This window comes from Georgenia phoenicis (genome assembly GCF_047302425.1).
Taxonomy (GTDB): Bacteria; Actinomycetota; Actinomycetes; order Actinomycetales; family Actinomycetaceae; genus Oceanitalea.
In genome coordinates this window covers 606049-620386 of record NZ_CP154855.1, presented here as the reverse complement: position 1 = coordinate 620386, position 14338 = coordinate 606049, and the positions used below count along the sequence as shown (strand labels likewise).

At 73.7% G+C, this 14338-nt stretch carries 15 protein-coding genes and 1 tRNA gene; 7 read left to right on the top strand and 9 right to left on the bottom strand.

Features of this window, described 5'->3' with window-relative positions:
* Positions 1-28: 28 nt before the first annotated feature.
* On the top strand, positions 29-1195 hold the full coding sequence (locus AA0005_RS03115) for a mandelate racemase/muconate lactonizing enzyme family protein (protein ID WP_413451967.1): 1167 nt from the start codon (positions 29-31) through the stop codon (positions 1193-1195).
* Here AA0005_RS03115 and AA0005_RS03110 read toward each other — a convergent pair.
* The 6 genes from AA0005_RS03110 to AA0005_RS03085 are packed head-to-tail and all read right to left on the bottom strand — an operon-like array spanning position 1185 to position 8065.
* On the bottom strand, positions 1185-1853 hold the full coding sequence (locus AA0005_RS03110) for a GntR family transcriptional regulator (protein ID WP_413451966.1): 669 nt from the start codon (positions 1851-1853) through the stop codon (positions 1185-1187). The two genes, AA0005_RS03115 and AA0005_RS03110, sit on opposite strands and share 11 nt — an antisense overlap.
* A gap of 39 nt (positions 1854-1892) precedes the next feature.
* Positions 1893-3200 (bottom strand): Gfo/Idh/MocA family protein, encoded by a 1308-nt coding sequence (locus tag AA0005_RS03105; RefSeq protein WP_413451965.1) that lies wholly within the window; start codon positions 3198-3200, stop codon positions 1893-1895.
* Between the two features lie 35 nt (positions 3201-3235).
* The gene (locus tag AA0005_RS03100; RefSeq protein ID WP_413451964.1) at positions 3236-4246 is read right to left on the bottom strand and encodes an NUDIX hydrolase; all 1011 of its coding nucleotides are present in this window, start codon (positions 4244-4246) and stop codon (positions 3236-3238) included.
* Entirely contained in the window at positions 4243-6555 is a 2313-nt protein-coding gene (locus AA0005_RS03095; RefSeq protein WP_413451963.1) for an RNA degradosome polyphosphate kinase, read from the bottom strand. Before AA0005_RS03095 ends, AA0005_RS03100 begins: the two co-directional genes overlap by 4 nt.
* 17 nt (positions 6556-6572) lie before the next feature.
* Positions 6573-7442, bottom strand: a complete 870-nt coding sequence (mshD, locus tag AA0005_RS03090) for a mycothiol synthase (RefSeq protein WP_413451962.1) — start codon at positions 7440-7442, stop codon at positions 6573-6575.
* Positions 7442-8065, bottom strand: a complete 624-nt coding sequence (locus AA0005_RS03085; RefSeq protein ID WP_413451961.1) for a hypothetical protein — start codon at positions 8063-8065, stop codon at positions 7442-7444. Before AA0005_RS03085 ends, mshD begins: the two co-directional genes overlap by 1 nt.
* Before the next feature lie 147 nt (positions 8066-8212).
* Between AA0005_RS03085 and AA0005_RS03080 the strand changes: the two genes are divergently transcribed.
* Entirely contained in the window at positions 8213-8569 is a 357-nt protein-coding gene (locus AA0005_RS03080; RefSeq protein WP_413451960.1) for a spore germination protein GerW family protein, read from the top strand.
* On the opposite strand, the gene AA0005_RS03075 is transcribed toward AA0005_RS03080, so the two are convergent.
* Both AA0005_RS03075 and AA0005_RS03070 read right to left on the bottom strand, forming a co-directional pair.
* Positions 8570-9211: a hypothetical protein gene (locus AA0005_RS03075; RefSeq protein WP_413451959.1), complete on the bottom strand. Its 642-nt coding sequence runs from the start codon at positions 9209-9211 to the stop codon at positions 8570-8572. It lies immediately after the preceding gene.
* 9 nt (positions 9212-9220) lie between these two features.
* Positions 9221-9499 (bottom strand): hypothetical protein, encoded by a 279-nt coding sequence (locus AA0005_RS03070; RefSeq protein ID WP_413451958.1) that lies wholly within the window; start codon positions 9497-9499, stop codon positions 9221-9223.
* Positions 9500-9622: 123 nt separating this feature from the next.
* Between AA0005_RS03070 and AA0005_RS03065 the strand changes: the two genes are divergently transcribed.
* From AA0005_RS03065 to AA0005_RS03050, 4 genes are all read left to right on the top strand, one after another.
* A complete protein-coding gene (locus tag AA0005_RS03065) occupies positions 9623-9805 on the top strand; it encodes a hypothetical protein (protein ID WP_413451957.1) in 183 nt (60 codons plus the stop codon).
* Between the two features lie 171 nt (positions 9806-9976).
* Positions 9977-10052: transfer RNA gene (locus AA0005_RS03060), tRNA-Lys, on the top strand.
* A gap of 78 nt (positions 10053-10130) precedes the next feature.
* Entirely contained in the window at positions 10131-10394 is a 264-nt protein-coding gene (locus tag AA0005_RS03055) for a hypothetical protein (protein WP_413451956.1), read from the top strand.
* 64 nt (positions 10395-10458) lie between these two features.
* Positions 10459-10602, top strand: a complete 144-nt coding sequence (locus AA0005_RS03050; protein ID WP_413451955.1) for a hypothetical protein — start codon at positions 10459-10461, stop codon at positions 10600-10602.
* Positions 10603-10677: 75 nt separating this feature from the next.
* Here the strand turns inward: AA0005_RS03050 and AA0005_RS03045 are convergent, their stop codons facing one another.
* Positions 10678-12198, bottom strand: a complete 1521-nt coding sequence (locus AA0005_RS03045) for a DEAD/DEAH box helicase (RefSeq protein ID WP_413451954.1) — start codon at positions 12196-12198, stop codon at positions 10678-10680.
* Between the two features lie 181 nt (positions 12199-12379).
* Here AA0005_RS03045 and AA0005_RS03040 point away from each other — a divergent pair, with 181 nt between their 5' ends.
* Positions 12380-14290, top strand: coding sequence for a DUF2207 domain-containing protein (locus AA0005_RS03040; protein WP_413451953.1), 1911 nt, complete (start codon positions 12380-12382; stop codon positions 14288-14290).
* The last annotated feature ends 48 nt before the right edge of the window (positions 14291-14338 follow it).

The window sequence follows — 14338 nt, the reverse complement described above, 5'->3', positions numbered from 1 at the left end:
CGTCGTCAGTCATTGAGAGGACCAGCCCATGCGCATCGTCGACATCCGCGAGCAGAACTTCCCGATCAGCTCCCCGATCCGGAACGCCTACATCGACTTCCGGGAGATGACGCTGAGCCTGGTCGCGGTGGTGACCGACGTCGTGCGCGACGGCCGCCCCGTGGTCGGCTACGGCTTCAACTCCAACGGCCGCTACGGGCAGGGCTCCCTCCTGCGCGAGCGCTTCGTCCCGCGGCTGCTCGCGGCCGACCCCGCCACGCTCCTCGACGACACCGGCGAGAACCTCGACCCCGCCCGTATCTGGGCCACGCTCATGACCAACGAGAAGCCCGGCGGCCACGGGGAGCGCTCGGTCGCCGTCGGCACCCTCGACATGGCCGTGTGGGACGCCGTCGCGAAGATCGCGGAGAAGCCGCTCTACCAGCTGCTCGCGGAGCGCTACGGCGACGGCGTCGCCGACCGTCGCGTGTTCGTCTACGCGGCGGGCGGCTACTACTACCCCGGCAAGGACGACTCCCAGCTGCAGGACGAGATGCGCGGCTTCCTCGACCGCGGCTTCACCACCGTGAAGATGAAGATCGGCGGCGCCGACCTCGCCACCGACCTGCGGCGCATCGACGCCGTGCTCAAGGCGCTCGGCAGCGGTCAGCAGCTCGCGGTGGACGCGAACGGCCGCTTCGACCTGGCGACGGCGCTCGACTACGCCCGCGCCCTCGCAGGCTACGACCTCTTCTGGTACGAGGAGCCCGGCGACCCCCTGGACTACGCGCTCAACGCGGAGGTGGCGGCGGTGTACGAGGGCCCGCTCGCGACGGGCGAGAACCTCTTCTCGGTGCAGGACGCCCGGAACCTCGTCCGCTACGGCGGGCTGCGCCCCGACCGGGACTGGCTGCAGTTCGACTGCGCGCTCGGCTACGGGCTGGTCGAGTACCTCCGCATCCTCGACATGCTCAAGGAGCACGGGTGGTCACCGGCGCGCTGCATCCCGCACGGCGGGCACCAGCTCTCGCTCAACATCGCCGCCGGGCTCGGCCTCGGCGGCAACGAGGCCTACCCGGACCTGTTCCAGCCCTTCGGCGGCTTCCCCGACTCGGTGGCGGTCGAGGACGGACACATCCTCATGCCCGAGCTCCCGGGCATCGGCTTCGAGGGCAAGGCCGACCTCATCGAGGTGATGCGCCGGCTCAGCGACTGAGCTCCTCGGCCACCCGCGCGGTGACGCTCGCCGAGACGTGGTCTCGCATGACCGACTCGGCGCGCCCGGTGTCGCCGTCGACGACCGCCTGCATGAGCGCGAAGTGGTCGTGGTAGTCGCGCAGGCGCGTCTCGGAGGAGTCGAGCAGGCCCAGGCCGAAGCGCCGGTAGCGGTCCACCTTGTCCCACAGGCTCTCGAGCATGTCGATGAGCATCGCGTTGTGCGAGGCCCGGTAGATCGCCGCGTGGAACTGGCGGTGCGCCTCGAGTACCGAGTCGTCCGCACCGCCGATGAGGGGGCGCAGCCGCTCCGCCGCGGCCGTCATCCTCTCGACGTCCTCGGGGGTGCGGCGCTCGGCGGCCAGGCCGGCCGCGCGCGGGTCGAGGACCGCCCTCACCTCGAAGAGGTCCCGGGCCTCCTCGGCCGTCATCTCGGCGACGCGGGCGTTGCTGTGGGCGTCGAGGCGGACCCAGCCCTCGCTCTTGAGCCGGCGCAGCGCCTCGCGCAGCGGGGTGGTGCTCACCCCGATCTCGGCGGCGAGCGACTCCTGGTTGACCGCCGAGCCCGGCGTCAGCTCACCGGAGAGGATCATCGCCCGGACCTGCGCGTAGGCGTAGTCGCCCTTGGTGACGAACCGCGTCGTCGGTGCCTGGACCACGGCGCCTCCCTCTGTGAGGCCCCCAGGATACGCGGCGTGTCAGCCGAGGGCGGGGGCCACCGCGGCGACGTCCACCGCCCGGCCGGTGCGCAGCGACTCGTTTGCGGCGATGCCGACGGCGACGGCGCGCAGGCCGTCGAGGTAGCCGGCCGCCCGCCCGAGGGGGTCCTCGCCGGGCCCGCGGAAGAGGTCGGCGAGGGCGATCGCGTCCCCGCCGCCGTGCGAGCCGTGCCCGACCGGGACCGGCACCTCGCGGGCGCGTTCCCAGTGGCGCTGCACGACGAGGCGCTGGCCGCGCGGACGCACCGCGTCGGCGGGCTGCTCGGAGCGGGGGCTCGCGGCGGTGGCCACCGAGCCGCGCTCGACGACCTCGAGCTCGGCCCGCCCGCGGGTGCCGTTGACCGTCACCCGGTAGCCCTCCCACGGGGCGTGCGCGTTGAGCGAGTAGCTGAGGAAGGCTCCGCGCCCGTACTCCACGAGCACGGCCATGTTGTCCTCGATCGTGATGCCCGGGGAGAAGACGTCCCGGTCCCGGACGTAGCCGTCCTCGTGCTCGGCGTCGAGGTAGAGCCGCTGCAGCCGCTCCTCCGCGCTCAGGTCGAGGAGCCACGGGTCCTCGCCCGGCGCGCCGGTCCCGCGGGCCGGGCGGGGGCCGGCCTGCGCCGCGCCGGCGCCCTGGTCCCCGTAGAAGCGCAGCCCGCCGCGCGCGTAGACGCGCACCGGGGTGTCGTCCAGCCACCAGTTGACGAGGTCGACGTGGTGGGAGGCCTTGTGGACGAGCAGGCCGCCGGAGCGCTCCTTGAGGCGGTGCCACCGGCGGAAGTAGTCCGCGCCGTGCGCGGTGTCCAGCGCCCACTCGAGGTGCACCGAGGTGACCTCGCCGATCGTCCCGTCGGCGACGAGCCGGCGCAGCGCCGTGTGGCGCGGGGAGTAGCGGTAGTTGAAGGTCATGACGACGTCCCCGCCGCTGCGCCGCACCGCGTCGTCGATGACCCGGCACCCGGCGGCGTCGATGGTCAGCGGCTTCTCGACGACGACGTCGGCACCGGCCAACAGCGCGCGGCTGACGAGGTCGGCGTGGGTGTCGTCGGGTCCGGTGACGATGACCCGGTCCACCCGCTGCTCGGCGACCATGGCCTCGAGCTCGGCCGGGAGGTAGCGCTCCGGGGTGCTCGCCCCGGCCGCCGCGACGAGCTCGTCGTAGTAGTCGAGGCGCGCGGCGTTGGGCTCGCACCAGCCCACGAGCTCGGCGACGTCGGCGTGGTCGCCGAGGATGGCGCTGACGTAGGTCTCGGCGCGGTGCCCCGTCCCCGCCACGGCGTAGCGGCGTCGGCGCTGCTCGGTCATGGGCCCTCCCCGACGGCGCGGAAGCGTTTTCCCCGTCAGTGTGCCAGACCCTCGGCGGCGGCGAGCGCGTCCTGGTTCGTCGGGGCGCGGTGCTTCTCGAGGGCGACGACGACGGCCGCCCGCCCGGGGCGCCGCCCGATGTGGACGACGAGCATCTCCGAGGTCTTGAGCCACGGGTCGGACTCGGGGACCTGCTTCATGATCCGGTTGGGCGTGTTGACCGCGATGTGCTCCATGAGGGTAGGCAGCACCGGCCGGTGGGTGCAGATCGCGACGCCGGGTGCCCGCTGCCGCACCTCCTCGTCGAGCAGCTTGCGGGCCCGCTTGGGCTTCTCGCGGTGGGCGTCCTCGGTGATCTCCGGCCGCGGCTCGAGCTCGACGCCGATCGCGTCGGCGTAGGGGGTGACCGTGTCGACGCAGCGCCGCCACGGGCTCGAGAGGACGCGGTCCACCCCGTAGGCCGCGAGCAGCGGCACGAGCCGCTGGGCCTGCGCCTCCCCGACCGTCGTCAGCGGGCGGGTCGACTCCCCGCCTTTCCACGCGGTGCGCTTCCGGGCGCGGGCGTGCCGCACGACGAGCAGCGCCCAGGTGTTGAGCCGCTCGTCCTTCCACTGGTCGACGAGCATGCCGAGCGGCTCACGGTCGTGGTCGTGGGTGAGGAGCTTGCGCGCCTCCTTGACCTCCACCCAGCGGGTCTCGTCGATCTCGCGCGGGCTCGCCGGGGTGACGAGCGGCCGCGCGCGCAGGGACAGGTCGCCCTCGGGCGCCGGCCGCGCGGCCCAGTAGCGCACCTCCTTGCGGCGTCCGTCGCCGAGCCGGTAGCTCACCTTGGCCAGCGGCTGCCCGAGGACGACGGCGACCCCCGTCTCCTCGGCCGTCTCCCGGACGGCGCACGCGGCGAGGGTCTCCCCGTTCTCCTGCTTGCCCTTGGGCCAGGACCAGTCGTCGTACCGGGGCCGGTGGACGAGGAGCACCTCGAGCTTCTTGCGGTCGTTGACGCGCCACACGAGCGTGCCGGCCGCGTACTGGGTGCGCGGGGCGGTCATCGGCTGGCCGCCACGCGGCGCCGGGCGCGGGCGATGAGCAGCTGCTGCAGGTCCTCCAGGGGGGTGCCGTCGTCGGCGAACTGGTGCCGCTCCCAGGTGCCGTCCGGCAGGAGGTGCCAGGACGACGTCGTCGGGGCGACGCAGCGGTCGAGGAGGTCGGTGAGGAACTCGACCTGGCCGCGGTCGAGGATCCGGACGAGGACCTCGACGCGGCGGTCGAGGTTGCGGTGCATGAGGTCGGCGCTGCCGATCCACACGTCGGGCAGCTCCTCGTCGCCGGCAAAGGCGAAGACGCGGGCGTGCTCGAGGAAGCGGCCGAGGATCGAGCGGACGCGGATGTTCTCGCTCAGGCCGGGGATGCCGGCGCGCAGGGCGCAGATGCCGCGGACGACGACGTCGACCGGCACCCCCGCCTGGCTCGCCCGGTACAGGGCGTCGATGACGGTCTCGTCGACGATCGAGTTGACCTTGATCTTGATCCACGCCGGGCGTCCGGCGCGGTGGCCGGCGATCTCCCGCTCGATGCGCTCGACGAGCCCGAGGCGCACGGAGCGCGGCGCGACGAGCAGGCGGCGGAAGCGGGAGCGCGGCGCGTAGCCGGAGAGCTGGTTGAACAGGCGGGTGAGGTCCTGGCCGACGTCGGGGTCGCAGGTGAGCAGGCCGAGGTCCTCGTAGCCGCGCGCGGTCTTGGGGTTGTAGTTGCCGGTGCCGATGTGGCAGTAGCGGCGCAGCCCGTCCTTCTCGTTGCGCACGACGAGGGAGAGCTTGCAGTGGGTCTTGAGGCCGACGATGCCGTAGACGACGTGGACGCCCGCCTCCTCGAGCTTGCGCGCCCAGGAGATGTTCGCCTGCTCGTCGAAGCGGGCCTTGATCTCGACGATCGCCAGCACCTGCTTGCCGGCCTCGGCGGCGTCGATGAGGGCGTCGACGATCGGGGAGTCGCCGGAGGTGCGGTACAGCGTCTGCTTGATGGCGAGCACCTTGGGGTCCGCCGCCGCCTGCGCGAGGAACTCCTGCACCGACGTCGAGAAGGAGTCGTAGGGGTGGTGGAGCAGGACGTCGCGGCGGCGGATCGCCTCGAAGATGTTCGTCGGCTTCGCACTCTCCACCTCGGCGAGCGCCTGGGCGGTGACGGGGACGAACTTCGGGTACTTCAGCTCGGGGCGGTCGAGCTCGTGGATGACGTCGAGGCCGGTGAGGTCGAGGAGCGAGGGCAGCTCGTAGACCTCGCCCTCGACGACGCCGAGCTCGCGGATGAGCAGGTCGCGCACGTGCGCGCTGATCCCCTGGGCGAGCTCCAGGCGCACCGCGGGCCCGAAGCGCCGGCGCATGAGCTCCTTCTCCAGGGCCTGGAGGAGGTTCTCGGCGTCGTCCTCCTCGACCTCGAGGTCCTCGTTGCGGGTGACGCGGAAGGTGTGGTGCTCGACGATCTCCATCCCGGGGAAGAGGTAGTCGAGGTGCTCCCCGATGATCTCCTCGAGCGGGACGAAGGCGGTGCGCCCGGACTCGCGGGAGGAGGCGGTGTCCTCGGGGCGGCGGGGGCGGCCCGCGGCGTCGACGGCGATGAAGCGCGGCAGCAGCGGCGGCACCTTGACCCGGGCGAAGTGCTCCTTGCCCGAGCTGGGGTTGCGCACGACGACGGCGAGGTTGAGCGAGAGCCCGGAGATGTAGGGGAAGGGGTGGGCGGGGTCGACGGCGAGCGGCGTGAGGACCGGGAAGATCTGCTTGCGGAAGTACTTGCGCAGCCGCAGCTGCTCGCTCTCCTCGAGGTCGGCCCAGTGGAGGATCTCGATGCCCTCGTCGGCGAGCGCCGGCTGGATGTCCTCGGCGAAGGTGCGGGCGTGCTCCTCCATGAGCTCGTGGGCGCGCACGCTGATGGCCTCGAGGACCTGCCGCGGGGACAGCCCGGAGGCCGCGGTGACGGCGAGGCCGGTGGCGATGCGCCGCTTGAGGCCGGCCACCCGCACCATGAAGAACTCGTCGAGGTTGGAGGCGAAGATCGAGAGGAACCACGCGCGCTCGAGGAGCGGCTGGGTGGTGTCCTGGGCCTGTTCGAGGACCCGCTGGTTGAAGGCCAGCCAGCTGAGCTCGCGGTCGGCGAAGCGGCCCTCGGGCAGCTCGGCCTCGAGTGGGTCCGCCGCGGCGCCGTCGTCGCCGGCCTCCTCGACGAGCTCGGCGACCTCCTCGGCCGGTGCCGACGCGCCGGTCAGCGCGACCGCGTCGACGCTCCCGTTGCTCCCCGCACGGGACGCCTCGTCCACGGGCGCGTCCTCGACCGGGCTCGGCGTGGTGACCTCAGACTCTGGCATGGGGCCATGCTGCCACCTCAGCGCGCGTACTGAACGTCGAGCGAGACCCGCTCGTACCCGGCTCGCCGGTAGGTGCGGATCGCGGCCGTGTTGTCACCCTCGACGTAGAGGGTGGTGCGGCGGAACCCGCGCCGGCGCATCTCGTCCAGCGCGAGCGCCGTCAACCACCCGCCGAGCCCGCGGCCCTGCGCCCGCGGCGCGACGCCGAGGGCGTAGATCTCGGCGTCCCCGCCCTCGGGCTTGACCCACATCGACGCGAGCAGCGCCTGCGGGCGCCCGGCCTCGTGGGCCAGCCACAGGAGCGTGGGGTCGAACCACGGCTCGTCCTCGCGCTGGCGCAGGTCGGCGACGGTGAGCCGCCCCTGCTCGGGGTGGTCGGCGAAGGCGGCGGCATTGAGCTCGACCCACGCCGCCTCGTCCTGCCCGACGGCGAAGGTCCGGACCTCCACGCCCTCCGGCGCGGGCCGCACCGCCGCGTCGTCGGCGCCGAGCTCGCGGCCCATCTGCCACAGCTCGCGGGTGACGCGTAGCCCGGCGGCGCGGGCCAGGGCCTGGGCGCCGGGCAGGTCGCCGTGCGCCCACAGGGCGACGGAGGGGACGTCGTCGAGCACGGTGGCGAGCAGTCGCCGTCCCAGGCCCCGACGGCGGTGGTCGGGGTGGACGCACAGCTCGCCGCTGCCCTCGCCGTCGACGACGGCGTAGCCGAGCAGGTCCGCGCCGTCGGCGAGCCAGTGGTGGCGGTAGCCGCCGGAGCCGTGGCGCACGGCGAGGACGCTCTGCTCGTTGAGGGGGGCGACGCCGTCGGCCGCCTCCGCCGCAGAGGCGAGGCCGAGGACGGTGGCGGGGGTCGCGGGGCCGGTGAGGCCCGTGCCGGCCTGCGCGGCCATCAGTCCAGCGTCCCGACGCGCCACATTTCGGCGGCGTGCTCGAGCTCCTCCGCGGTGCGCAGCAGCGCGGAGGCCCTGCGGGTGAGGCCCCCGGCGAGGTCCTCGTCGTCGAGCGAGTCGGCGTCGAGGGCCGCTCCGGTGGCCACGACGCGGACGAAGGCGGCGGCACGGTCGAGGGCGACGTCGAGGTCGCCCTCGTAGACGCCCGCGAGGACGGCGTCGGCGAGGTGCGCGACGTCGGTGGGCCCGGGCGGCTCGACGACGCCCGCGATGACGCCGGCCACCTCGGCGCGGTGGCGGCCGAGGGCGAAGCGGTCGGCGATCCGCGACGGGTCGGCCCGCACCCACTCGCGCATGACGTAGAGGCGCCACAGGGCGCCGGGCAGGGTGGTCGAGGGGCTCTCCGCCCACAGCTCGGCGATGGTGTCCAGGCCCTGGGTGTCGACGAGCGAGACGAGGCGAGAGACGAGCTCGGGGTCCTCCGAGCCGGCGCGCCCGCGTCGGACGAGGACGGCCGCGGTCGTGTGCGCGGCCTGCGAGCGCAGGGCCGGGTCGACGTCCCCGACGATGCGCTCGGCGGTCTGCGCGTCGAGCATCGCCGGGCGGCGGTGCTTGCGCTCCATGGATCCTCCTCACGACGGTCCGGCCCGGACGGACCGACCCGACCGATGCTACGAGACGCTTTCCCCGTGCGGCACGCGGGCGCCCGGCCCTCTTCCGCTCGTTCGCGGTCCGCGATGTACTGGCCCCTCACCGAGGAGAGGCTGGTCATGGACGAGACACCCGCGAACCGCCCCGTCGACACGGCGGGCGACGCCCTGCACGTGCGCCGGGTCTTCGGGGAGGCCTACGAGACGGGCGGCACGCTCGTCATTCCGGTCGCGAAGGTCGTCGGCGGCAGCGGCATGGGGTACGGGACCGGCGCGATGGCGGAGAGCAGGGAGGGCGCGGGCGGCGGCGGGGGCTTCGGGGTCCGTGCCAAGCCCGTCGGTGTGTACACGGTGCGCGACGGCGTCGTGCGGTGGCAGCCGGCGCTCGACCTCAACCGGGTCATCCTCGGTGGGCAGATCGTCGGCGCGATCACCGTGCTCGTGCTCGCCCGGGCGCTGCGCGCCAGGCGCCGGTAGTCAGTCGAGCCGGCCCGCCCGCGCACGGGCGGCGGCAGCGGTGAGCTCGTCCGCGGTGGCCGCGAGCGCGTGCGGACGGCGCGTGACGGGCCCGGCTGCGGCGTCGTCGTGGGTGTGCCAGCGCGGGTCGCTCGCCGCGCCGTCGGAGAGCACCCGCAGGAACGCGGCGCTCTGCTCGAGGAGGTCGGCGAGGTCCGTCTCACCGGTGCCGGCGAAGAGCTGGGCGAGCAGCTCGTCGAGGACGGGCGGCTGCGGGGCGACGTGGGCGTCCCTGGGGCCGCCGTCGGGGTCCGTCGGCCCCGGGCCCGTCTCGGCGCTGCCGGCGCGGAAGCGCATGGTGATCGTCTCGGGGTCGCGCTCGAGCCAGGCCCGCAGGAGGTAGAGGCGCCACAGCGCGCCGGGCAGGGTGGTGGCCGGGCTGCGCGACCACAGGCCGGCAATCTCGTCCAGGCCCTCGGCGTCGATGATCGCGCCCACCCGCTCGGCGAGGTGGTCCTCGTCCGTACCGGGGCCGTGGAGGACGGCGCTCGCCGTCGCGTGGGCGGCCTCGGAGGCGAGCGCGGGGTCCGAGTCGCCCCAGATGAGCTCGGCGTCCTTGCTGTCGAGAATAGCGGGCCGGCGGGGCCGCTCGCGACCGTCCACTGCGCTGGGTCAGCTCGCCTTGCGGAGCGCAAAGCCGACGCCGTCCGGTCCGGTCTCGGCGTCGAGCAGGTGCTCGGCAAGGAGCGGGGAGGCGGCCTCCTCGACGAAGACGCGCGCGCCGTCGATGTCGATGACGTCGTCGCCCCGCTCGGGCTGCGGGGACAGGGCCATCTCCACCTGGTCGGCGTCCGGCGCCAGCGAGATCCGCACGCCCCCGGACTTCGGCAGGCCGGACTGGGAGGTGATCCCCGTGATGGCCGCCTTGGCGTTGTCGGTGAGGCTCAGCATGATTCCTCCTCGGTGGAGCCGGTCACCTCTACGGTGCGCAGGGAAACGGCTTGCCGCAACCTGGGACGCCCGGTCAGTGGAGAAGACGCTCCCTGCCCAGAAGCGACGCGCGCAGCCGCGGTCGTGACTGGTTACGGCAGCGACGCACGCGCGATCGAACGCACGACGAGCAGCCTGCGCCTCCTCAGCGGGGAGGACGTCGTCGACCTGGTGCTCCGCTACTACGCGACACTGGGCGGACGCTGGCGATCACGCATCCCGCTGACCCCAGTTCTCGTGGTCGACGACGCCGCCGACGCCTCATGACTCAGCCATCCGGGACCGCGCTCGGCACCCGTCAGTCTGATCCAGTGGGTGAATCAGACTGACGCCTCGCGCGCCTCACCCCCGTTCGTGGAACTGGCTGGTCTGCTCGTCCGCGTAGTCTGGCCTCTGCCGATGTGCGGTCGGCCGGCACGGTCCTGCACCGCACATCCGGGGCCTCTAGCTCAATGGGCAGAGCAGCGGACTTTTAATCCGTAGGTTGTGGGTTCGAGTCCCACGGGGCCCACCAGAGGCAGGCCCGCCGGTCCTGCTGCATGCTGGAACAACCCAGCCCACAGGATGGCCCACGCGGCCAGCGGACCAGGTGATGACCATCGAGACCTACGAGAGCACGGTGAAGCTCGCCCAGGCCCTCGGCCGGGGCGACGTGCTCGTGGGCGTGGGTCCGCGCGGGGAGCGGCTGTACCGCGTCCGGGAGGTCCGTCGCGACGGCCAGGACGTCGTGGTGGTGACCGACGAGCAGTCCCTGACCTTCCACCCGCGCGACGAGGTCCGCGTCGCGCACCCGGACGTGGTGGAGCTGCACCTGGCCCGCGACGCGACGGACGCCGGGTCGTCGTTGCGGTCCTAGCCCGTTCGGCTGGCAGCCCCGCGCACCGCCTCGTACGTTCGTGCCCCGACACGAGGAGGGCACGATGGGATTCCTGCGCAAGGCCATTCGCGGTGGCATCGCCCTGAAGGCGCTGCAGATCGTCCAGCGGGAGGCCGCAAAGCCCGAGAACCAGCGCAAGGCCAAGGAGCTGCTGGCCAAGGCCCGCAACCGCAAGAACCAGAAGTAGCCGAGTACGCACGAACCGTCACGCCGGAGGCCCGTCGGGCGCTCCAGGGTGACGGTTCGTGCGTACTCGGGGAAGTCAGACGCTGCGGACGCCGGACGTGGCGCGGCGGCCGCCGCGGCTGCGGCCACCACTCTGGCCACCCGTGCCGCGGGAGTCGACCGGGGCCTGCCCGGTCGTGGAGGAGTAGACGGCGCGCGAGCCGGCGCCGCGGCCCGAGCCGGCCTTGGCACCACCCCGGCTGCCGCCGCGCGGTGCACCGGAGCCCGAACCGCCGGAGCCGGCCGACCGCGCCGCGCCGCCCTGGCCGCCGGAGCGCCCGGTGCCGGCACCCGAGCTGCGGCCACGCCCGCCACGACGGCGACCGCTGCCGCCACCCGCGGCGCGCTGCTGCTGCGGCGCACTGGGCACCGTCGCCGCGGCCTCAGCCGCGGACACGAGCGGAGCGACCTCGCCGACGAGCTCGGCGATCACCGGGTCACCGGGACGCACGCGCACCGGCTTGGCCGAGATCTTCGCCTGGCGGGTCAGCGTGCGCATGTCACCGGCCTGCTCGGGGAGCATGATCGTCACGACGTCGCCGCCGGAGCCGGCGCGGGCGGTGCGGCCCGAGCGGTGCAGGTAGGCCTTGTGCTCGGCCGGCGGGTCGACGTGGACGACGAGCTCGACGTCGTCGACGTGGATGCCACGCGCCGCGATGTCCGTGGCGACGAGGACACGGACCGTCCCGGAGGAGAAGGCCGCGAGGTTGCGCTCGCGTGCCGGCTGGGTGAGGTTGCCGTGGAGGTCGACGGCGGGCACGCCGGCCGCCGTCAGCTGCTTGGCCAGGCGCTTGGCCTGGTGCTTGGTACGCGTGAAGAGCACCCGCTTGCCGGTGCCGGAGGCGAGGGCCTGGACGACGTCCTTCTTGTCCTCCGCGCCGGAGACCGCGAGCACGTGGTGGGTCATCGCCGCCACGGGCGACTCGGCGCTGTCGACCGAGTGGTGCAGCGGGTCGCTGAGGTAGCGCTTGACGAGGACGTCGACGCCGTTGTCCAGCGTCGCGGAGAAGAGCATGCGCTGGCCGGTGCGCGGCGTGCGGTCCATGATCCGCTTGACGCCGGGCAGGAAGCCGAGGTCGGCCATGTGGTCGGCCTCGTCGAGGATGGTGATCTGCACGTCGTCGAGGGTGAGGGCGCCCTGGCCGAGGAGGTCCTCGAGGCGGCCCGGGCAGGCGATGACGATGTCGACGCCGGAGCGCAGCGCGTTGACCTGGCGGGTCTGGTTGACGCCGCCGAAGATCGTCGTCGTCACCAGGCCGAGGGAGGTCGCGAGCGGCTCGACGACGGCGTTGACCTGGTTGGCGAGCTCGCGCGTCGGCACGAGGACGAGGCCGGTGGGGCGCTTGGGGGTGCGGCGGCGGCCCGCGAGGCGGGTGACGAGCGGCAGGGAGAAGGCGAGGGTCTTGCCCGAGCCGGTCCGGCCGCGGCCGAGGACGTCACGGCCGCTGAGCGTGTCGGGCAGCGTGGCGGACTGGATGGGGAAGGGGGCGGTGATGCCGCTGTCGCTGAGGTGCTGGACGACGGGCGCGGGCAGGTCAAAGGACGCGAAGGAGGTCAAGGGTGCCTTTCGGGGCGGGAAGATCGGTCGGAGTTCGCCGTAACGGGATCCGCAGCGATGACCGCTGCATCGAACTCGACGACGCCGGGCGCGCGGAGACGCGCTGCCCACCTGACCAGTATGCCCTACCCCGGTGCAGCGTGCCGGGAACGTGACCGGCCCCGCGGTAGCGTGGCCTGCCGTGACTCGTGGCCCGCGCCTCCTCGCCGCTCTCGCGCTCTCCCTGGCACCCCTCCTGCTCCTCCCCTCGGCCGCGACGGCGGCGAGCGGCGACGTCATCCGGGAGCTCGACATCGCCATCGACGTCCGCCCGGACGGGACGCTGGAGGTGACGGAGACCTACGACTGGGACTTCGGCACCCGCGAGGGCCTGGGCCTGACCCGGATGCTCGACTCGCGCTTCGACTACGCGCCGGACCCGGACCTGGTCCGCGTCTACGAGTACGGGGGCTTCACCGCGTCCAGTCCCAGCAACGCCCCCGCCGGGGTGTGGGCCACCGACCAGGGCGCCCGCGTGCGCGTCGACATCGGCGCCCCCGACGGCTCCGACGACCGCCGCAGCGGCCGGCAGACCTACGTGCTGCGCTACACGGTCGACGGCGCGCTCAACGCGATCCGCGACGAGCCCGGCGTCGCCGACCAGGACGAGCTGTACTGGAACGCCACCGGTCACGACTGGGACGTGCCCATCGAGCAGGCAACCGTCACTGTCACCGGCCCCGCCGACGTCGTCGACCACGCCTGCTACGAGGGCAGCCGCGGCTCGACCGCCGAGTGCGCCTCCCTCGAGGCCGATGGCGGCGAGGTGCGCGCCACGAGCGGTCACCTGCCGTCGGGCTCGGGTGTCACCGTCGTGGCCGCCTTCCCGCCCGGCACCTTCGGGCAGATCGAGCCGATCCTCGAGAGCGCGCCCGAGCCGCTGCTGTGGGCAGGCGACGGCGCCGCCCCCACCGCCGCCCGCTTCGTGCGGGACAACGTCGCCTGGCTCGCCCCGCTCGCGCTGGTCGGGCCGATCGCGCTCGCCGTGTACCGCGTGCGGCGCGGCCGCGACCTCCACTTCGCCGATCTGCCGCCCGGTGTCATGCCGGCGCCGGGCACGACGCCGCGGGTCGCGACGCTGACCGACGAGCCGGCCGTCGCCGTGCGCTTCACCCCGCCCGACGACCTGCGCCCGGGCGAGGTCGGCACCCTCGACGAGAAGTCGGCGACGACGACGCACATCTCCGCCACGCTCATCGACCTCGCCGTCCGCGGCTACCTCCAGATCCGCGAGGCGGGCACCGGCTGGCGCGGGAAGCCGAACGACTGGCTGCTCGTCGCGACGCCCGGCGCGCCGCGTGAGGCCCTGCGCGACTACGAGCGCACCCTCCTGGAGAAGATCTTTGCGGGCCGCAGCGAGGTGCGGATGTCGCAGCTGCGCAACACCTTCGCCGGCACGATGCGCACCGCCCGCCGCCAGCTCGCCGATGGCGTGACGCAGCTGTTCACCGGACGCTCCCGGGCCCGGACGGGGTCGACGATCGCCCTCCTCCGGGTGCTCATCCTCGGCCTCGTCGTCGTCAACCTCGGCAGCGCGGTCACCGGCCTCGCCACGACGGGACCCGCGGTGATCATCCTCGTCCTGGCGGGCGCCCTCGTCGTCGCCGCCTTCGTGCTGGCCTGGGGACTGACCCGCCGGGCGCGGCAGCAGCGCAGCCCCGTCGGCCGGGCGCTCCACGAGCAGTCCCGCGGCTTCCGCCTCTACCTGACCACCGCGGAGGCCCACCAGCTCCGCTTCGAGGAGGGCGAGGACATCTTCTCCCGGTACCTGCCGTACGCGATCGTCTACGAGGTGGCCGAGCGCTGGGCCGACATCTTCGCGCGGCTCGAGGCGCAGGGGCAGCAGGTCTCCCGGCCCACCTGGTACGTCGGCGCGCAGGGCTTCCACGCCGGCAGCTTCACCACCCTCGGCAGCTCGCTGTCCTCCTTCTCCTCCAGCGCCAGCCGCACCCTGTCCTCCACCCCCGGCTCCTCCGGGCGCTCCGGCTCGAGCGGCAGCGGCGGCGGCTTCTCCGGTGGCGGTGGTGGTGGCGGGGGCGGCGGCGGTCGCTGACCCAGACACGACGACGCCGGCCGACCCCCGTGGGGACCGGCCGGCGTT